17 protein-coding genes and 1 tRNA gene are annotated in these 18268 nt (G+C 61.9%); 11 read left to right on the top strand and 7 right to left on the bottom strand.

What is annotated here, in order from left to right; genetic code table 11:
* Positions 1 to 271: 271 nt before the first annotated feature.
* Positions 272 to 1240 (bottom strand): sugar-binding transcriptional regulator, encoded by a 969-nt coding sequence (locus tag ABIA90_RS19725; RefSeq protein WP_354117703.1) that lies wholly within the window; start codon positions 1238 to 1240, stop codon positions 272 to 274.
* A 141-nt stretch (positions 1241 to 1381) separates the two neighbouring features.
* On the opposite strand from ABIA90_RS19725, the gene ABIA90_RS19720 reads away from it, so the two are divergent.
* From ABIA90_RS19720 to ABIA90_RS19685, 8 genes are read left to right on the top strand one after another with little or no spacing between them, the layout of a single operon-like run.
* Complete coding sequence (locus ABIA90_RS19720; protein ID WP_354117704.1) at positions 1382 to 2587, top strand: ABC transporter substrate-binding protein; 1206 nt, start codon at positions 1382 to 1384, stop codon at positions 2585 to 2587.
* The gene (locus ABIA90_RS19715; protein ID WP_354122467.1) at positions 2584 to 3963 is read left to right on the top strand and encodes an amidase; all 1380 of its coding nucleotides are present in this window, start codon (positions 2584 to 2586) and stop codon (positions 3961 to 3963) included. Before ABIA90_RS19720 ends, ABIA90_RS19715 begins: the two co-directional genes overlap by 4 nt.
* Positions 3963 to 5225 carry a phosphonoacetate hydrolase gene (gene phnA, locus ABIA90_RS19710; RefSeq protein WP_354117706.1) on the top strand — a complete coding sequence of 421 codons (1263 nt, stop codon included), beginning with the start codon at positions 3963 to 3965 and terminating at the stop codon, positions 5223 to 5225. The genes ABIA90_RS19715 and phnA overlap by 1 nt, the downstream gene beginning before the upstream one ends.
* A gap of 4 nt (positions 5226 to 5229) precedes the next feature.
* Positions 5230 to 6540, top strand: coding sequence for an alkaline phosphatase family protein (locus ABIA90_RS19705; RefSeq protein WP_354117707.1), 1311 nt, complete (start codon positions 5230 to 5232; stop codon positions 6538 to 6540).
* On the top strand, positions 6522 to 7646 hold the full coding sequence (locus ABIA90_RS19700) for an ABC transporter ATP-binding protein (RefSeq protein WP_354117708.1): 1125 nt from the start codon (positions 6522 to 6524) through the stop codon (positions 7644 to 7646). The genes ABIA90_RS19705 and ABIA90_RS19700 overlap by 19 nt, the downstream gene beginning before the upstream one ends.
* 29 nt (positions 7647 to 7675) lie before the next feature.
* On the top strand, positions 7676 to 8569 hold the full coding sequence (locus ABIA90_RS19695) for a carbohydrate ABC transporter permease (protein ID WP_354117709.1): 894 nt from the start codon (positions 7676 to 7678) through the stop codon (positions 8567 to 8569).
* 23 nt (positions 8570 to 8592) lie between these two features.
* A complete protein-coding gene (locus tag ABIA90_RS19690) occupies positions 8593 to 9423 on the top strand; it encodes a carbohydrate ABC transporter permease (protein ID WP_354117710.1) in 831 nt (276 codons plus the stop codon).
* A 22-nt stretch (positions 9424 to 9445) separates the two neighbouring features.
* A complete protein-coding gene (locus ABIA90_RS19685; protein ID WP_354117711.1) occupies positions 9446 to 10735 on the top strand; it encodes an ABC transporter substrate-binding protein in 1290 nt (429 codons plus the stop codon).
* A gap of 172 nt (positions 10736 to 10907) precedes the next feature.
* Here the strand turns inward: ABIA90_RS19685 and ABIA90_RS19680 are convergent.
* The 6 genes from ABIA90_RS19680 to ABIA90_RS19655 all read right to left on the bottom strand — a co-directional run bounded on the left by ABIA90_RS19680 (position 10908) and on the right by ABIA90_RS19655 (position 14802).
* A tRNA-Ser gene (locus tag ABIA90_RS19680) sits at positions 10908 to 10988 on the bottom strand.
* 395 nt (positions 10989 to 11383) lie between these two features.
* On the bottom strand, positions 11384 to 11659 hold the full coding sequence (locus tag ABIA90_RS19675) for a helix-turn-helix domain-containing protein (RefSeq protein WP_354117712.1): 276 nt from the start codon (positions 11657 to 11659) through the stop codon (positions 11384 to 11386).
* A gap of 21 nt (positions 11660 to 11680) precedes the next feature.
* On the bottom strand, positions 11681 to 12292 hold the full coding sequence (locus tag ABIA90_RS19670) for a HupE/UreJ family protein (RefSeq protein WP_354117713.1): 612 nt from the start codon (positions 12290 to 12292) through the stop codon (positions 11681 to 11683).
* Complete coding sequence (locus ABIA90_RS19665; RefSeq protein ID WP_354117714.1) at positions 12289 to 12894, bottom strand: HupE/UreJ family protein; 606 nt, start codon at positions 12892 to 12894, stop codon at positions 12289 to 12291. The genes ABIA90_RS19670 and ABIA90_RS19665 overlap by 4 nt, the downstream gene beginning before the upstream one ends.
* Positions 12895 to 12910: 16 nt before the next feature.
* Positions 12911 to 13903, bottom strand: coding sequence for a HupE/UreJ family protein (locus ABIA90_RS19660; protein ID WP_354117715.1), 993 nt, complete (start codon positions 13901 to 13903; stop codon positions 12911 to 12913).
* Positions 13900 to 14802, bottom strand: coding sequence for a peptidylprolyl isomerase (locus ABIA90_RS19655; RefSeq protein ID WP_354117716.1), 903 nt, complete (start codon positions 14800 to 14802; stop codon positions 13900 to 13902). The genes ABIA90_RS19660 and ABIA90_RS19655 overlap by 4 nt, the downstream gene beginning before the upstream one ends.
* A gap of 293 nt (positions 14803 to 15095) precedes the next feature.
* Here ABIA90_RS19655 and ABIA90_RS19650 point away from each other — a divergent pair, with 293 nt between their 5' ends.
* From ABIA90_RS19650 to ABIA90_RS19640, 3 genes are all read left to right on the top strand, one after another.
* Positions 15096 to 17105 carry a hypothetical protein gene (locus ABIA90_RS19650; RefSeq protein ID WP_354117717.1) on the top strand — a complete coding sequence of 670 codons (2010 nt, stop codon included), beginning with the start codon at positions 15096 to 15098 and terminating at the stop codon, positions 17103 to 17105.
* A gap of 36 nt (positions 17106 to 17141) precedes the next feature.
* Positions 17142 to 17534, top strand: a complete 393-nt coding sequence (locus tag ABIA90_RS19645; RefSeq protein ID WP_354117718.1) for a hypothetical protein — start codon at positions 17142 to 17144, stop codon at positions 17532 to 17534.
* Positions 17535 to 17635: 101 nt separating this feature from the next.
* Positions 17636 to 18259, top strand: a complete 624-nt coding sequence (locus tag ABIA90_RS19640; RefSeq protein ID WP_354117719.1) for a putative 2OG-Fe(II) oxygenase — start codon at positions 17636 to 17638, stop codon at positions 18257 to 18259.
* Positions 18260 to 18268 lie beyond the last annotated feature (9 nt).

Here is an 18268-nt window from a genome sequence, read left to right as displayed (position 1 = left end):
TGCGTGAGCGCAATTTGTGCGCTGCGGGGGCGAAAGCCGCGTCGAGCAGTCACCGAGACGTGACGCCGGACACCTCGCTGAAGTTTGCGTCCGAACAAAGAGACTCTGCCTTCCCCTTCCTTATCATCCTGGTACGCAAGAATTCCAGGAACAGACCCATGGGCGACCGCCGTTCCTCACGCTGAGGGTGGCGGGAGTGCGCGGACCCTCGATCGTCTGGTAAATTCCCCTAACGACCAATCGTGCCGCTTCCTGAGTTGAGATTTGCCCCTCATTCCAACAGAGCAATCGCGGTTTGTTCGTCAGTGATGAGTACATCGGCGAGCCGTGCGCGTATCGCAGCCCGGATAATCGGTATTTTCTGAAGGCCTCCGGCAGCAAGAACACGTTCGCGCACTTGTCGCAAGCTGCTGATCGTTGGGTGAATCACGCGCTTTGTCAGCGGATGCACCACGGGCTGTCCATCAAGATCCAAATAGTGACCACAAATGTCGCCGACGGCTCCGGCATCACGCAGCGACTGCCAGGTTGCAAGGGAGATTACGCCGTATTCGAGAGCTTTCGACTGCTCGGACAAATCGACCGCGCTCAGGAGCGCGATATCCAGCCCCGCGACCATAGCCAATACTGAAAGGATAGGCTCGCTTGAAACAAGTGCATCGCGGAGATCCTCCGTGGGCGCAAACATCGGCGCGGTCACGTAGTAGCATCGGGCGCCCAAGGCGCGAGCCATCATCGCAGCATTGTCGTAAGGATTGATGGCGGTGCTTTCCGCGAGCCCGCCACATAGCAGGACAACGCGGCTGCCATCGCCGGCACGGCGCCTGAGATTTTGAGCCGCCGCATTGATTGTTCCGCCCCAGGTGATGCCGAGCATGCCTGCAGCGGGCAAATTCTCCGAGACGTAGTGACCCGCCGCGGCGCCGATCAGGTTGCGTACGTCAGTATCGCCAATTGGCGCAGGCACGACCACTGCGTTGCGCAGGCCAAACTTTGCGAGGAGACGGGCTTCGAGTTCGAAGCAAGGTCCGGTAATGCCCGCGATCGTTATCTGCACAAGGCCGCTTTCGCGCGCCTCTCCCAAGATTCGATTGACACGCTTTCGCGTGATCTTCAACCGCTGCGCAATGACGTCCTGGGTCTGGCCTTCCTTGAAATAGTGCCAGCAAATTCGAGCCGTCAATGCAGCGTCAAGCTGTCCGTCCCCGCTTTCGATGTCGATCGATCTTGCGACGCTCACCTGTTCCTCGATCCCGCTATCACCGCAGCCAACCTTTCGTTGTCTGAAAAAAGGCACGACCGGTACATATGGGTCATTGATGTCACATATGTGTCGCGCTGCTTTGCTACGACTCTCCCAACGAAGCGGGGAGCTATCGAAATGCGCCAGAAAATCCTTATTTTGCTGGCACTTGCGTGCCTGTCGACCTCGTCGGCATTGGCCCAATTCTCTGATAATAAAATCGTCATTGGGGTGATGGGCGACCAAAGCGGGGTGGTTGCGGACGTCGGCGGGCCAGGTTCCATTCTGGCCGCCCGTATGGCCGTCTCGGATTTTGGCGGCTCGCTCGGCGGCGTTCCGGTCGAGACTATTACAGCGGATCATCAAAACAAGCCGGACGTCGCCGCAGCGATCGCGCGTGAGTGGTTCGACCGGCAAAGCGTCGACGTCATCGTCGACCTGCCTCATTCCGGCGCCGTCTTCGGCCTGATGACGCTGGCAACCGAGAAGAAGCGATCGCTGATGGTGTCGGGCGCTGCCAGCGTCGACATAACAGGGGCGCGCTGCTCTCCTTATGTCACTCACTGGACCGACGACACCTACTCGCTTGCTCGCGGCACGGCGGCTGCGTTGGCCGAGCAGGGTCAGAAGTCCTGGTTCTTCCTGACGGCCGACTACGCATTCGGGCATGACCTCGAGAAGGACGCGACTGTCGTCGTCGGAGAACGCGGCGGCACGGTGCTGGGCCGCGCACGTCATCCGCTCAATACCGCTGATTTCGCTTCGCTCCTGCTGCGAGCCCAGGACTCCAAAGCACAAGTGGTGGCGCTTGCCAGCGCCGGAGCCGATACCGTCAATGCAATCAAGCAGGCAGCTCAGTTCGACCTCATGCGCACGCAAAAGATTGCGGCGCTTCATGCCTTTGTCACCGACGTCAACAGCCTCGGATTGGAGGCGGCGCAAGGCTTGATTATTACGTCAGGGTTTTATTGGGACGACAGCGAGGGCACCCGAGATTTCGCTATACGATTCCTCAAAACGCACGGGCGAATGCCAACGCGGGAACAGGCCGGCGTTTATGCGGGTGTCCTGCATTTCCTGAAGGCTGCAAAAAGCGCGAAGAGTGACGATGCCGCGATCGTCAACGCCGAGATGCGGAGGCTTCCAGTCGACAAGTTCGGGCGGCCAGCGGTTCTTCAGCAGAATGGCCGTGTCGCCTATGACCTCGGCGTCTATCGCGTGAAATCGCCGGCTGAGAGCCGACGGCCATGGGACTATTATGAACGGATCGCCACGGTTCCTGCCGCGACCGCCTTCCGGTCATCGGTCGATTCGGGATGCAATATGGCGGCGCCCGTCCGATGACGACTGGCTCCGCGCAGAGCGACCTTGTGCCGACCGGCCGGTCGTTAGCTCCAACTCCGTTGTTCGTCCCTGACGAAGCTCAAAACCGGATGTCCGCCAGCGCTCTGGCTGCCAAACTCAAGCAAGGCCAGATAAGCTCCGCTGATCTGGTGAATGCATGCCTTGATCGAATCGCGGCACGCGAGCCGCAGGTGAAGGCGTGGGCCTTTCTCGATGCGAAACGCGCGCGCGAATACGCGAAGCTGGCAGATGCCTGGCGCGCATCGGGTTTGCCTCTTGGTCCGTTGCATGGTCTTCCCGTCGGTGTGAAGGATGTCTTTGACACCGCCGACATGCCGTCCGAATACGGCAGCGAAACACTTCGCGACCGTCAGCCGTCGAAAGATGCTGTCGCCGTCTCGATGCTGCGCCGGGCCGGCGCGATCATCATCGGCAAGACCGCCACATCCGAGTTCGGGATGTACCACCCAAGTCCGACCCGCAACCCGTTCGATCTGTCGCGTTCGCCCGGCGTGTCCTCGTCGGGATCCGCGGCCGCGGTTGTCGATCATATGGTGCCGCTCGGGCTCGGTACGCAACACACGGCATCGACCACGCTTCCCGGCTCGTTCTGCGGCGCATTCGCCTTCAAACCCTCGCTCGGCTTCACGTCCATGGCAGGTGCGAACGTTCTGGTGCCGCGCCTGGCGCATCTGGGGTTGCTGGCGCGATCCACGATGGACCTGTGTCTGTTCGCCGGCGCTTTCGATCCGGCTCTGGCTGACATTGCTCCTGCGGTGCGAGCGCCTCGGCTCGGTTTCGTGAGGGGGCCCGCTTGGGCGACGACCGATGACGATGCCCGTGCTGCGATCGAAGCGTTGCTCGAGGCGTTGCCGGCGACGATCGATCCGATCGATCTTCCCGTCGAATTCAGTGACGCGCTCGATACCACGATGGGCCTGCTCAACGCCCATCTCGCTTACCGCTTCGGCTCTGCGCCCGATGAAACCATGCGTCGCTATTGTCTGCCGCTGCGGCAGGGAATCGAGGCGGGACGCATGATCACCGCCGAACGCTACCTTGCCCTCGACGCGCTGGCCGACCGGCTAGTCGCGCGGGCCGATCGGCTATTTGATGAGGTCGACGCAATCATCACCTTGTCGGCGCCGGGCGAGGCGCCACGGCTGGAAGACGGGCCGGGTTCCGGTGTCATGTCGATGCCCTGGAGCCTATGCGGCTTGCCGACTGTCTCCCTGCCGCTTCTGACGGGGCGTCACGGACTGCCGATCGGCGTCCAGCTGATCGGTCGTCATGGTCGTGATGCCGAGTTGTTGCGCGTTGCCGGCTGGCTTGAGGCTGTGGCGCCTCGTCAAACTCTCACCATGAAAGTACAGTGATGGCTTCCGAAATCACACACCCGCTTTCCCTGGCCGTCAACGGCCGTGACTATTTCTGGCCTTCGCAAACAACCGTCGTCATCTGCTTTGACGGATGCGATCCCGCCTATCTCGATGCGGCTCGCAAAAGGAACGCGATTCCGGCAATCGACCGAATGGCCCGGGACGGATTTGCCTCCTTGGCGCTTGCCGCGATGCCGACCTTCACGAACCCGAACAATGTTTCCATCGTCTGCGGCGTCCCGCCTGCGGTACATGGGGTGTCCGGAAATTTCTACCTCGACCGGACGACCGGCGAGGAAATCATGATGGTTGACGCGACGCCGATGCGCGCGCCCACGATTCTTGCGACCTTTGCAAATGCCGGCGCCAAAGTCGTGGCGATCACCGCCAAGGACAAGCTGTGCAAGGCCCTGGGCCATCAACTCGATGGCATCGCGTTCTCTGCGGAGAAAGCCCATTCCTGCACGATCGCCGAGAACGGCATTGAGGATGTGACAGGCCTTGTCGGACGTGAAACGCCCGAGCTTTATTCGGCTGATCTGTCGCTCTTCGTACTGGATGCAGGCATCCGGCTGCTCGAAATGCAACCGACCGACTTGATGTACCTGTCGCTTTCCGACTACGTGCAGCACAAACATGCGCCCAATGCGTCGGAAGCGATTGCTTTCATGCGCGAGGTCGATCAGCGGATCGAACGGCTCATGGCGCTTGGGGCAGTCGTTGGAATAGTCGCAGACCACGGCATGAACGACATGGCAGCAGACGACGGCGAGCCCAATGTCCTGTATCTGGGCGATGTTCTCGATGCCAAGTATGGGCCCGGTACCACCCGCGTGATCTGTCCGATCACCGATCCGTTCGTCCGCCATCATGGGGCGATGGGCGGCTTCGTGCGCGTCCATCTGCTTGCGCCACATCTTGATCCCGATGCAGTCGCTTCTTTTATTCGAACTCTTCCAGGTGTTGCACTCGCTTTGTCCCGCGATCAGGCGTGCGAGCGCTTTGAACTGCCGGAGGACCGCGAGGGCGATCTTGCGATCGTCGCGGAGAAGGGAACGGCAATCGGCGCGCGTGCAGAGGATCACGACCTGTCGCAACTTGCCGGAGAGCGATTGCGGTCCCATGGCGGACTTGCGGAGCAAGAAGTGCCGTTCCTGCTCTCCCATCCCATCACGCCGCAGCATCAAGCCGAACTCGGTGCGGCTCCACTGCGTAATTTCGACATCTTTGCCGTTGCCCTGAACTGCCTGAGGACCTGACGTGATGCGCCGCGCTATTCTTGTTACCCTCGACGGCCTGAGACGCGACCAGATTTCCCCGGAGGTGACGCCAAATCTAGTCGCCTTCGCCAAATGTGCGGAAACGTTTGCCGACTACCGCACGGTATTCCCGTCCTGCACTCGCGTTGTCTCCGCTAGCATCGCTACCGGATGCTACCCCGCCCGCCATGAATTACAGGGCAATTCGCTGGCGCTCATGGAGGACGGCGTGCTTGTTCCGCACGATGCCGGTCATCCCGATTTTCTTCAGCACAAGCGCCGGGTGACGGGTCGGTCGCTGGCCGTCCCTACGCTGGCTGAACGTCTTGCCAGCGCTGGTGGTGCGATCGTCTTTAGTAATGTCTCGCCAGGTGCTGCCTATGCCCATGATCCTGATGGCCATGGTTACGTCTATCATCGCGCGGGCTCGTTCGGTCCGGGTCGCGTTTCGGTTCCTGAGACCGAGCAACTGCGCGTTGAGCCGGACTTAAGCGGCGACCGCGAGATGACGGAGCGATTCATCCGCGAAGTGCTGTTCGAGCGATGTCCGGCGCTGGGTGTCCTGTGGCTCGGAGATCCCGATGCGACGCAGCATAATTATCCGCTGGGTTCTGCTGAAAATATCGAGGCTTTGAAACAGTCGGACTTGCGTGCGCGGGAGGTGATTGAAGCCGTTCAAACCTGTCGTGCGGCTGGTGAGGATATCCTGCTCATGGTCGGCTCTGATCACGGACATCAGACCGTTACGGGCGTCGTCGACATTGAGCATGATTTGATTTCAGTCGGCCTCAAGGACTCGGGAAATTCAGGCGACGTGATTGCGGTTTCGAACGGAACGTCAGCCTTGATCTACGTGCATCCGGATTGTTCAAGACGGATCCCGGCGCTCCGTGCGCATCTGGAACGGGTTGACTGGGTTGGTCGTGTTGTGCCCGCCGAGACCTTCGACCTGATTGGACAGGCGCCGCATCATTGTCTCGCTTTTGCGATCTCCATGCGCGCTGGCGACGAACCAAATGCCTGTGGTGTACGTGGCACCAGCCTCGTCGCTAAGCCTGCATCGGGCAAGGCGGATCGGCTTGGTTGTGGTCAACATGGCGGCCTTGCCCCATTCGAGCAGGCTCCATTCCTGTTCGTCTCCGGCAACGGCTTTGTGCCAGGCGCGGTACGGGGGGAAACGGCGCGCGTTATCGACATCGCGCCGACCGTGCTGACCCATCTCGGCGTATCCCACTCCGGCATGGACGGACGCACTCTGCAGCGTCCGGATCCTGTGCCCACGATGGAAGGGCTCGCATGTCAGACATCTCTCTGACGAGCGTCGTCAAGCGCCACGGTGACGCACTCATTCTGCGGGGAATATCGCTCGACATCCGCGATGGCGAATTCATGACCCTGCTCGGACCGTCGGGATGCGGCAAGTCCACATTGCTGCGCATCATCGCCGGCCTCGACATGCAGGATAGCGGCGAAGTGATGATCGCTGGGCGGAGCGTGGACGGCCTGCGCCCCAAGGAGCGCGATGTGGCGATGGTGTTTCAATCCTACGCCCTGTACCCGCATCTCTCGGTTTTCGACAATATCGCCCTGCCGCTGCGTGTCCGGCGGCTCGGCGGCCTGCAGCGCATGCCTCTGCTCGGGAGCCTGATGCCGGGCCGGCCAGCTATCGAGAGCGTCATCCGCCGCGAGGTGGAGGAGACTGCGGCGATGCTCGACATTTCGCATCTTCTTGACCGGAAGCCCGGTCAATTATCCGGTGGGCAAAGACAGCGCGTGGCGCTCGGCCGCGCCATGGTGCGTCATCCGGCGGTGTTTCTGATGGACGAGCCGCTCTCCAACCTGGATGCCAAGCTTAGGGTGCAGATGCGTGCCGAGATATCCGGCCTGCACAGGCGCCTGGGAAGCACCTTCCTCTTCGTCACGCACGATCAGGGCGAGGCGATGACGATGTCAGATCGTATCGCCGTTATGATGGGCGGCGAACTGATTCAGGTCGGCTCACCCGACGAACTCTATCACGATCCGGATGATCTGCGCGTCGCCGAGTTCATCGGCAGCCCCAGGATCAATGTCGTGCCCGTCGGGGCGCTGGTTCCGGAAGGTCGTAACAGATGCGCCGTCTTTCCCGGCGCGGCGACGCTGGCGTTCCGGCCGGAGGCGGCCGACCTCTCTCCACCCGCCACCGCACTTTTGTCAGGCCGGATTGCCGCCGTCGAGAATCACGGCTCCGACCTCTTCATCGAAGTCGCTGTGATGGCGGCGGGCGCAGTCCTGCCCATCATCGTTCGCGTCAAGCCGTCGTCGGGCCGTTTCGCGATCGATGATGCCGTTGGCATCTGCCCGGATCCCAAGCGGATCGTTCAGTTTGCCGCATCGGGTCGTCGCCTGCGAACCCAGGGGCAGGAGCACGTCGCGGCATGAAGCATGCTTTTCCTGGTCAAGGCGAACCCATGGCTCTCGTCGCCGGGCGCCGCCGGCGCGAGCACAGGACCGCGTGGCTGGCCATGGCACCGGCGGTCGCGTTACTCATCCTGTTGCTGTTCGGGCCCATACTGGCTGTCGCCGTGTTCTCGTTCACCGACTGGCAGATCGGCTCAGCATCGCTGCACTTTCTCGGTTTAGACAACTACCGCGGGCTGTTCGCTGACGCGGTGTTCTGGAAAGCCCTTGCCAATACCGCTCTCTATGTCGCCATCGTGGTGCCTGGCACGGTGATCCTTGGGCTCGTGGTGGCATTGCTGATCGAGGCACGTCCCGCATTCCGTAGCTTCTATCGAGCCGCCCATTTTCTGCCGGTGATGTCGACCATGGCGGCAATGGCGATCGTATGGAGCACGATGCTCCATCCAACTATCGGGCTGGTGAACCGCTTGCTCGCCGAGCTCGGCATATCCGGGGTGAACTGGCTACGTAACGAACACACAGTGTTGCCCGTTCTTGCCATCATCGGCATCTGGCAGAGTTTTGGCTTCGCCATGGTGCTGTTCGTCGCCGGCCTGAAATCGATCCCGCAGTCTCTCTACGACGCTGCGGCCATCGACGGCGCGGACGGATTGCTGGACCGGCTGCGAACGGTGACGATGCCGATGCTCGGTCCGGTGACAATGTTCGTGCTGATCCTCACCGCGAAACGTGCCTTCGAGGTGTTCGACACCGTGCGGGTGCTGACGAAGGGCGGCCCGAACTTCGCTTCGGATGTCTTGCTGCATCGTCTTTATACCGAGAGCTTCGATTTCCTGCGCACCGGCTATGGTGCGGCCCTCACCGTCGTATATCTCGCCGTCGTCATGCTGATGACGCGGGCGCAAGCGCGAATGCTTGATCGGCGGGTACATTACACATGACGTCTACCGGGCATCGATCGTCAATGAGCCGGCGGTCCCGTGTGGAGGGGCTCGCGCGCCATGGGGCGCTGCTCCTCACCTCGGCCTTCGCGCTGGTGCCCTTTGTCTGGATGATCAGCCTGTCCCTAAAACCGCCGGAAGAAATATTCCAGCCCGTGTTTCACCTGTTGCCGCAGACATTGCACGGCTTTGATAACTATCGCATCGCCGTCACGGCGGCGCCGATGCACCGTTTCCTGCTCAATGGACTGTTCGTTTGCGCCGCGATCTTTTCGCTTCAGATGCTGGTTTGCATACCCTGCGCCTATGCGCTGGCGAAGTTGCGCTTTCGCGGGCGCGATACGCTGTTCTCTGTCGTGCTGCTCGGCCTTCTGATCCCGCCGCAGGCGCTCGCCATTCCGCATTTCGTGCTTCTGCACGTATTCGGGCTGCTCGATACCTATGCGGCGTTGATACTGCCATGGATGATCTCCACGCTCGGCATCTTCCTGATGCGGCAGTTCTTTCGCGCCATACCGGATGAATTGATCGATGCAGCCCGCCTCGACGGACTAGGGGAGTTCGAAATCATCTGGCGGGTCATGCTTCCGGTCGCCGTGCCTGCCCTGACGGCATTCGGCATATTCTCCGTGGTTGCACACTGGAATGATCTGTTCTGGCCGCTGATCGCAGTCCGCAGCGAAGAATTGTCGACTCCCGCCCTCGGCATGCTGCTGTTTCGGGACGACGAAGCTGGCCAATTCACCGGTCCCCTGATGGCTGGTGCGGTCATCATCGTGGCACCGCTCATCCTCGCCTTCCTGTTCGCCCAACAGCGCTTCATCGACAGTATTTCCTTCACCGCGAGCAACTGAATCCAACCCGGGAGAATTTTCCATGTCGTATCAGTCGAAACATTTGCTCCGCTGCTTGCTGGCGTCGACCGTTGGGATTGTCGGCTTTGCCGCATTGGCTTCCGCCGAGGTTACACTCGACGTGCTTTACACCACCCCGGGCACTTTCAATACGCTGCAGCAGGACCTGGCAAAGCGATTTACCGAGCTGCATCCAGACATCAAGATCAAATTCCGCAATGCCGTCGCCGGCTATGAAGAGGCGGCCCAGCAGATCCTACGCGACCAGCTTACCGGTCGGCTTCCGGATGTTGCGTTCAACGGCATCAACCAGATCGGGTTGTTCGTCGAGCGTGGCCTCGGCGTACCCCTTGACGGCTTCATCGCCAAAGAGGGCGGTACGGCCGCACTAGGCTACTACCCGACGCTCGCCGCACTCGGCAAATGGAAAGGCAAAATGTACGGATTGCCGTTTGCAGTCTCCACCCCGGTGCTCTACGTCAATGCCGACCTAGTGGAGAGGGCCGGCGGCAAGGTCGATGACCTGCCGCGTTCCTGGCCCGAATTGCTTGCCTTCGGCAAGAAGGTGGAAGCGGCCGGTAACGCCGGCGTCACCGGCCTTTATTTCCAGTGGGAGCAGACCGGCAACTGGCTGGTCCAGTCGTTGGTGACGAGCAAGGGTGGGCACATTCTCAAGGCTGGCGGGTGCAACATCGCCTTCAACGACGACGCTGGAATGTGGGCGCTCAAAACGCTCGAATCCTTCGGCAAGTCGGGCATGCCCAATCTGGGGCTGGCCCAGGCGCGCCAGTCGTTCGTGGCCGGCAGTGTCGCCGTGCTGGCCGATTCCACCTCCTATGTCGCCGCCGCCGAGCGCCAGATCGGTGGCCGCTTCAGATTCAGGACGGTGCCTTTCCCGCTGGCGGCCGCCGACGGCCGCCTTCCCGCCGGCGGCAACATGGCCATGATGTTTGCAACCGGCACCGACCGGCAGCAGGCCGCTTGGGAATATATCAAGTTTGTCACCGGGCCGGTCGGGCAAACCCAGATGGTGAACTTGACCGGCTATATGCCCGGTAACGCGATTGCGGTGGAGACGACCGAATTGCTCGGATCCTTCTACGGCAAGAATCCCAACCACAAGACCAGCATCGACCAACTTCCCATCCTTACCGAATGGGCTTCGTTCCCTGGCGACAATTCGCTGAAGATCATTGAGATAATGAAGACCAACACGGAATACCTCATAACCCGTCGGCAGACTGCCGAGGAAACCATGCCGCTCCTGGTAAAGGAAGTCGTGGCCTTGCTACCTCCGTGCGCCGGTCAATAGCTAATATCTTTGGCCCTTGATGGAAACGACTCCACCAACGGTTGGTCGAGCCGAGCATCTTGCCCCAACAATCCTGGCGCACCTCGAACATACTGCAGACGGACGGAACCGCTCTCAGCAGGCACAAGCCTGACGAGCTTTCGTAGGGGGCAGGAGTTCGAATCTCTTCGGGCGCACCCGACACGATTCGAACGTGTGGCCTTTGCCTTCGGAGGGCAATTGTCACTCTTCGCGGCCAGCGCTGGAACGGCGCGTTCCAGCAAGCACAAGAACCGGGTGTTGCGTGCTCTCACAACCACCGATTCTCGGGCGGCGCAATTTTGCAGCCGAAGGTGCTGAGTACGATTGTCGATATGGCGGGCTCGGGCCTTATTTGCTGGAGCTAGCTCAAACTTGCCCATGATGGATGGGAGCGAGAGTTCAAGTTTTTCAATTAGTTAAAGGGCAGCGTGTGCGCGACGTGTGCACCGGAAGATCAAGAAAAAATCTAACGACGGCAAGTATGGACGATAAATTCTTGAACGGATGCGACCGTCGCAGAAGCTCATGCGGCGCCGGGGGTGCGCGGGTAGCATCACTGACTTGAAACCGTCTCCACCTACCCGGGCTGCTGCCTGTAGACTCGGAGAAAACCCGCGTGAAGTGGCTTTAGTCGCCAGATCGTGCGGTCTTTGCAATCTCGGCAAGCGAAAGCCGCGACTCTGAGAGCGGCGACTTGGCCTTCTCAACTCGTTGCTGGCGAAGCCATCGATGCGGCGGCGTGCCCATCGAATGTCCAAAGGCGCAGGGAACGTGACCGGCCGACCGATTGCGTTCGGCGGCAATGTCGGCCAGCGAAAGCTCGCCGTCGAGATTCTCGCTGAGCAATTCGGTCGCCAGCTTCTGCTGCCATGCCGCGAGCCCGCTGCGAACCGCGTCGTCCATGGCAGGGTCCTTCGCGGCCTCTCATGACGCGAGAACAAGGCTCGCCATCATCAGACCGATAGCCGCGATCCAGCCTCCAAGTGCACGGACGGCGATGGTTCGCCAAGACGCTACGCCGTCCGAATTCGTGAATACGGCGGTCAGCGCCATTGCCAGCGTGATGGCCCCGTAACCTACGCAAGCCAATCCTGCCGCAAACAGCAACCGGTCGGTTTCAGGCCCGAGGTCGGCGCTGTTCGCAGCGCCCCGTATCACGGCGACTGCGAAGGCAATCGCGCACAGCATGAATGCGGGCACCTGCGCCGCTGCCGCGAGCAGCAGGCCGATTGCGAGCATCATTGCCGCGTCCGAAAGCTGTGTGGAAGTCGTGCTGAAAACCTGTCCAAGAGACAACCCGACCAGTAGTCCAAGCGGAAACACCGCGATGAGCCAGCGCCCCTTGGCGGCTCCAAGCGTACCGGCCAGCAAGCCGGTCGCAGTCCAGAGAACGACATCCTGAAGATCGGTGAGGGGATGTACGACACCCATGTAGAAATCGCCGAGGCGCGCCGCGACGATATGCGCCTCGGCGGTGCTTGCGCCGGCCAGCAGCATCGCTGTGGCCATTAATAAGCGAGCGCAATTCACGTTCATGCAAGGGCTCCGACGCCCTGTGCGAGGAAATAGCAGCCAATTCCCGCGATACCCGCCCCGAGTCCCTGAATGACGCGCTCGCCGGCGGGCCAGCGCGTCAACGCGCCGATCGTGATGCCGAGCAGGTGCAAGAGGCCGGTGGCGGTGACGAAGCCGACGCCGTAGGCCAGCGCATTCGCCGCGCGCGGAAGCTCGGCGCCGTGCGCATGACCGTGAAAGATCGCAAAGATCGCAACGACGACGGCAGCAGCGGAAAAGGGCAGACGCAGCCGGGCCGCAACGGCGACGCCCAGGATCACGGCCGAGACGGCAATCATCACCTCCGGTATCGGAAGCGGAACATGCAGCACGCCCAAAACCCCGCCGACCGCCATGACGAGCGGGAAGGTGATCGGCAGGATCCAGATTGCGGGGGCGCCGAGCTGCGCGCCCCAGATCCCGACGGCCACCATTGCGATCAGATGGTCGATGCCGGTGACCGGATGGAGCAATCCGCTGACGACGCCGCCCGCCACGCCAGCCTGCTCGTGCGCGAGAGCCGGCTGCGTCAGTGCGAACGAAACGATCGCGGTCGTGAGGGCTCGGGGGATGCGTAAAGACATTGTTTGCGACTCTCGCTTAGATCGCGGCGAACACGCGCGCCAGACGGCCGAAGAACCAGAACATCGATACCGACCCGATGAGGTAGGCCGGGAGGGCCTCGCCCCAGCGCGGCACGACGGCATCAAGCCGTCGGTGCGCCCAGATCAATGCGAGCACGAGCAGTACGAAGGCAAGCTGTCCGATCTCCACGCCGAGGTTGAAGAACAGCAACGCTGCAGGAAGGAGGCGGCGTTCGAGCCCAAGTCCCGCCAGGGCGCTCGCGAAGCCGATGCCATGAACCAGACCGAAGCTGAATGCCACGATCCAGGGATAGCGGGCGGTGAGTCCGATCTCGCCGCGCTGCTGCTTGACGATTTCCACCCCGACGAACGCGATGCTCAATGCGATACAGGCGTTGAGCGGGCGTTCCGGCACGCCGATCAGGCCGAAGGCTGCCGCGGCAAGCGAGGCGCTGTGCCCGATCGTGAAGGCCGTGATCGTCTTCACCAAGCGCCAGCCGCCGCCTACGATCCAGATCAGGCCGAGCACGAACAGCAGGTGATCGGCGCCGAGCAGGATGTGATCGATCCCGTAATTCACATAGGTTTTCGCCAGCTCGATCCACGCCTCGAGCGTCGGGGCGCCCGCGCCAAGAATGGAGACGACGGGATTGGCGGTCGAAATGGTGTAGCTGCGCGGCTCCCCGGTGATCGGGATGACCTTGATCAGGACAACCGACATGTTGGAGCCGAGATTGGAGATGGTGATCGAGCCAACCAGCCCCTTCTGGCCGCAATTCATTTCGGGCAGGCGGAGAAAACAGTGGGGCGGCACCTTGAGATCGACCCGGGATGCGCCGATCGAGGGCTCGATGCTCCAGCGGCCGACGAATGCGCCGGGCCGCACCTCGCGGAATTCGAGCACACCCATCGCCGCCTCGTGCGCATTCAGCGCCGAGGGCCGGACGAGCGCAGCCAGCACCAAAGTCAAGACCAGCAGCACTGGCCGCAGATATCGGATCGCCGTCACGGCTCGTACCGCACCTGATAGGACGCCTTCAGCCGCGTGACCGCTTCCCAGGCCAGCTTGCGGGTCTCATCCGTGTGCCAGATCCTGGCGGCCTCGTCCCTGACCTTGTCGAGGCTGGCGAGGTTTCCCGGCCGCCGGGAATCCAGCCGGGCGACGTGCCAGCCGTCCTTGGATTGCAGCAGCTTCCATTCGCCCTCCGGCATCGCCAGCAGTCGATCACGGAAATCCTCGCCGAAGGACGCGGCGAGACTTGCGACCGGGCGAGCGAGGATCGCGCGCGTGAGATGCTGTAGCTCCTCGGATTCGCGCTGCCCGACGATATCGTCGAGCTGACGCTGCGCCGTGGCCTGATCCGAGGGCGGGGTGATGTAGAACGAAACGCGCTCCGGCTCGTCGAAGCGGGTGTGGTTTTCGGCGAACCACACGCGCAGCTGCTCGTCCGAGGGGCGCGGAACGCGGATCTGGTCGAAGATCAGCAACTGCATCTTGTAGGCAATCCGGTCGCGGATCGTCTCGTCGCCGCGGTCCACGGCCAGCGCCTTGCCTTCGCGGTAGAGGATTTCGCTCGCGACCCAGCTGTCGATCATCTTCTGGAGCTGCGCCTCGGAAGGGGTGCGTTCCTTGTCCTCGTCGAAATTGTCGATGAAGGATTGGCGAATCGTCTTGGTGACGATGATGACCTTCTCGTCCTTGGCGGGCGGATGCAATACGGCGTCGATGCCGAAGATGATCGCACCCAGCAGGGTGAAGTGCAGCAGCGGCTCGCGCAAGAACCGTGCAAGCGTCGAGGCGAGCGAACGTTTCTCTGCACCGCGGACGACATCGGCGCCCGCGGCCGGAGACCCGGTGCGTGATGGCGGAAAAGATTGCGCTTCTACTGGTGTCGCCGACATTGACATGCGGTTGTCACAAACTCTCACTGCACGCAGCGCCGCTTTATGCGGCAGCGCGTTTCATCTGTCATCTTCAATCGCTCACGTGACGCGGAAATGCAACGGCCGCGCGCGCGAGGCAAGATGCTTCACGAAAGTGCAGCGTTGCGTCGCGCGAACACAAATCCTTCACGAAGCTGTATCGGAACTCTGTTCATCATTGAGGTTGCAGGGAGTCCGCTGGCGTAGTTGAGGCCAATGATCCTCAATCCCCGGGCTCTCTACCGTTTCGCGATAACTGACTTGAAATGAGGCGATAGATGTTTCCATCTGGCAAGACGATCCTGTTGACCGCTGCGTCGGCATCCCTGGCGCTGACTCAGAGCGCTGCAGCCGAGGGATTTGGGCGCGACGACCGTCGCGGCAATCCCTATGTTGCCGGTGACATGCACAACCACAACACCTGCACGGACGGCTCGGTTGCCGCCGGCTATACGATCGATCGCGCGGTCGGGCGCGGCACCGCGTCCGCCGGCGGAAACAATTTCGACCTCGACTGGTTCACGCTCGGCAACCACGGCGGTTCCGGCAACCGTGACTGCCGCTTCAGCGACACCAGCGCCAACCTTCCGGGGCAGACCACCACGACCTGGAGCCAGACGCTCGGCCAGACCATCGACGGAATCACGATCTCCAGCCTGAAGGGCACCCCGAACGGCAGCGGCACCGGCGCGCAGATGTGGCGCTGGCAGTCGATCCGCGAGATCGAGTATCCGACCATCGTCAATCGCTCGTCGCAGTACGAGAAGGTGCTGATCGAGGGACTCGAGTGGATTGCGCCCGGCCATGAACACGCCGACGTCGCCGTCATTACCGGCCAGCACCCGACGCACCGGAAGAAGGGACCCGGCAACGCGGACAAGATGGCGGAATTCGAATACCGCTTCGACCGCGCCGACACCGATGCGATCGGCCCCGTCATCGACGCCGGCGGCAATCAGCTTTGGGCCGGCAAGGACAACGTCAACAACACCGGCACCGCGGGCCACCAGAAGGCGATCACGGGCATCAAGTGGTTGCAGACCAACTATCCGCTGCAATCCTACGTCATCCCGACTCACACCGAACGCCAGGGGCCGTTCAGTGCGACCGCCAACCGCGGCTACAACATCGAGCACTTCCGCGACTTCAACAACGCGGGCCCGACGGTTGCGTTCGGCATCGAATCGCCCGGTCACTTCGCCGAAGGCGGCGCCAATGGCGGATCCGGCTCGTACACCGCCAGCGCGGTCGGCGGCGGCACGTACGGCATGGCCGGCATCTACACCGCGAAGGTTGGCGGCCTCTGGGACGGACTGCTGGGCGAAGGCCGTAACTTCTTCATCTATGTCAGCTCCGACTGGCACAGCCGCGGCGCCGGCGGCGCTCGCGATTCCTTCACGACGGCCGATTTCATCCCCGGCGAGTACACCAAGCTCTATGTTCCCAATGCCGGACGGTTCTCGTCGCAGCACGTCGTCGACGGCATGCGTTCGGGCAACTCTTACTCGGTCAACGCTGACCTGATCGGTCCGGATCTGGTGTTCCGCGCCAAGACGCGCGGCGACGACTGGAAGACCATGGGCGAGACGCTGGTCGTGAGGCCCGGCGAAAAGATCACGGTCGAGATGGAGATGACCGTCCCGAAGGAGAACAACAGTCCCTACACGTTCGACAATCCGCTGCTGGCGTCGCTGGGCCTGAAGCAGCCGCTGAACAAGCCCTCGCTCGACCACGTCGATCTGATCACCGGCCAGATCACCGGCGTCGTTGCGCCCGACGCGCCGAACTACGCGGTGGCGAATGCCGCGGGCACGGCCGGCGCGGCGATCGTGTACAATTCGTCGGCGACCATAGCCCGGCAGATCTCCTCATCGCAGATGCAGCGCGAGCATCGCGATCGTGACGGCGTACGGCTGAAGTTCACGACGACGTTCGTCGCTGGACCCAAGCCGTTCTATATCCGCGCACGCGGAACCAACATTCCGAACGGAACGCCGAATGTCAGCGACACCGCTGGAAATCCGCTGCTCGATGCCAACAACGCCCAGGTCAGCTGCACCGATCCGGCGTGCCCGGCGCACCTCGACGTGGTGAACGGCGCCAAGAAAGTGACCCACGACGTTCAGGCCTATTCGAACGTCTGGTTCTACGCCAATCCGATCTTCATCAGGCCGGAAGGCTCGCCGAAGCTCCTGGTCGAGACCAACACCGAACTGGCGCGGCGGCTCGGGCAGCGCGCCGACAACGACCACGATCACGACGACGATCATCATCACGACCACCACTAACGGGACGTGAGACCATCCGGCGGGACGCGACAATCATTGCGTCCCGCCGCACTTTTCTGGAAGGCCGGTTTCGGCCGGCACCTCGACATGTATCTGCTTCGTATCACCGTCTGTACGCTGGGCATCATTGCCGGCCTTGGTTGTGCTATGGCCGCGTCCGACGCTGCCGCGCCCGCTTCCGACGAACCGACTCGGGAGGATTGCCACGCTGCGGTCGCGGAAGCGCGGGCGCTGGCGGTGGCTTTGCCGGCCGACCATCTCTCCCGCTACTTTGCCGAGCGGCACTTGCATCAGGCGCTGGTTGAGGCCGGCAATGGCGAGTTCGACGAATGCATCGACATGGCGGCGCGTGCCTCCGACGAGGTGCGCGAACGGCGCCACGAGCTGCGGCCGGGCGAAAAGCTGAAAGTGCTCGGGCCCCACGAGTAGCAATTTTCGAGACCCTCGAGACGCTGCATGCTGTCATCGCAGCGTCATCTTTGCGCGCGCATTGTTCGCCCGCGTTTCAAGACCAAGTGGACTATTGCGATATGGACCAGATCGAGCCGCTCTTCCCGATTCCTCTCCTGCGTTCGCCCCGGCTGCTCCCGCCATCTCTGAACGAAGCCGCCGTGGCTGCGATCCGGAGCACCAAGATCGAAGGTAATTTGCGCTCAGGCCAGCTCTTCCATACGGATGTTGCCGATCCCCGCGACAACGAGCTGTTCCGCCAGATCGCCGAGCTTGCTGCCCCGAAGCTGGTCGATTTCGGCGTTCTGCTGTTCGGCGAAGAGCTGCGCTGGACCGTCAAGGAGATGTGGACCAACATGCTGGAGACCGGCGGAAACCAGACGCTGCACTCTCACGCAAACAGCTTCGTCTCCGGCATTTTTTATCTGACCGACTCGCACCCGTCCTGCAAGACGGTGTTCGTGCGACCGCCCGGCGGCTCCGATTTCTCTTTCCGCCACCATACGCGAACTGCCGCAATGGGGCCGTTCAATGCGGGCAAGTACGTCCTGCCGGAAGCCGAACCGGGAGATCTCGTGCTGTTTCCGAGCTACCTTTATCATGAGGTGCCGCGGAATCCCGGCGGGCAGCGGATCACGATCGCTTTCAACGCGATCCCCGATCATCTCGATTGCTGGGGCTATCGCATCAACTTCACGCCGTGAGCCGGCCGC

Source organism: Bradyrhizobium sp. LA6.8 (assembly GCF_040547935.1).
Taxonomy (GTDB): Bacteria; Pseudomonadota; Alphaproteobacteria; order Rhizobiales; family Xanthobacteraceae; genus Bradyrhizobium; species Bradyrhizobium barranii.
This window is presented reverse-complemented; position numbering and strand designations above follow the sequence as displayed.

Excerpts from the sequence above, each read along its gene's own strand:
- ABIA90_RS19720 (WP_354117704.1), top strand. The coding sequence starts at position 1,382 with ATGCGCCAGAAAATCCTTATTTTGCTGGCACTTGCGTGCCTGTCGACC.
- ABIA90_RS19715 (WP_354122467.1), top strand. The coding sequence starts at position 2,584 with ATGACGACTGGCTCCGCGCAGAGCGACCTTGTGCCGACCGGCCGGTCG.
- phnA (WP_354117706.1), top strand. The coding sequence starts at position 3,963 with ATGGCTTCCGAAATCACACACCCGCTTTCCCTGGCCGTCAACGGCCGT.
- ABIA90_RS19705 (WP_354117707.1), top strand. The coding sequence starts at position 5,230 with ATGCGCCGCGCTATTCTTGTTACCCTCGACGGCCTGAGACGCGACCAG.
- ABIA90_RS19700 (WP_354117708.1), top strand. The coding sequence starts at position 6,522 with ATGTCAGACATCTCTCTGACGAGCGTCGTCAAGCGCCACGGTGACGCA.
- ABIA90_RS19695 (WP_354117709.1), top strand. The coding sequence starts at position 7,676 with ATGGCTCTCGTCGCCGGGCGCCGCCGGCGCGAGCACAGGACCGCGTGG.
- ABIA90_RS19690 (WP_354117710.1), top strand. The coding sequence starts at position 8,593 with ATGAGCCGGCGGTCCCGTGTGGAGGGGCTCGCGCGCCATGGGGCGCTG.
- ABIA90_RS19685 (WP_354117711.1), top strand. The coding sequence starts at position 9,446 with ATGTCGTATCAGTCGAAACATTTGCTCCGCTGCTTGCTGGCGTCGACC.
- ABIA90_RS19675 (WP_354117712.1), bottom strand. The coding sequence starts at position 11,659 with ATGGACGACGCGGTTCGCAGCGGGCTCGCGGCATGGCAGCAGAAGCTG.
- ABIA90_RS19670 (WP_354117713.1), bottom strand. The coding sequence starts at position 12,292 with ATGAACGTGAATTGCGCTCGCTTATTAATGGCCACAGCGATGCTGCTG.
- ABIA90_RS19665 (WP_354117714.1), bottom strand. The coding sequence starts at position 12,894 with ATGTCTTTACGCATCCCCCGAGCCCTCACGACCGCGATCGTTTCGTTC.
- ABIA90_RS19655 (WP_354117716.1), bottom strand. The coding sequence starts at position 14,802 with ATGTCAATGTCGGCGACACCAGTAGAAGCGCAATCTTTTCCGCCATCA.
- ABIA90_RS19650 (WP_354117717.1), top strand. The coding sequence starts at position 15,096 with ATGTTTCCATCTGGCAAGACGATCCTGTTGACCGCTGCGTCGGCATCC.
- ABIA90_RS19640 (WP_354117719.1), top strand. The coding sequence starts at position 17,636 with ATGGACCAGATCGAGCCGCTCTTCCCGATTCCTCTCCTGCGTTCGCCC.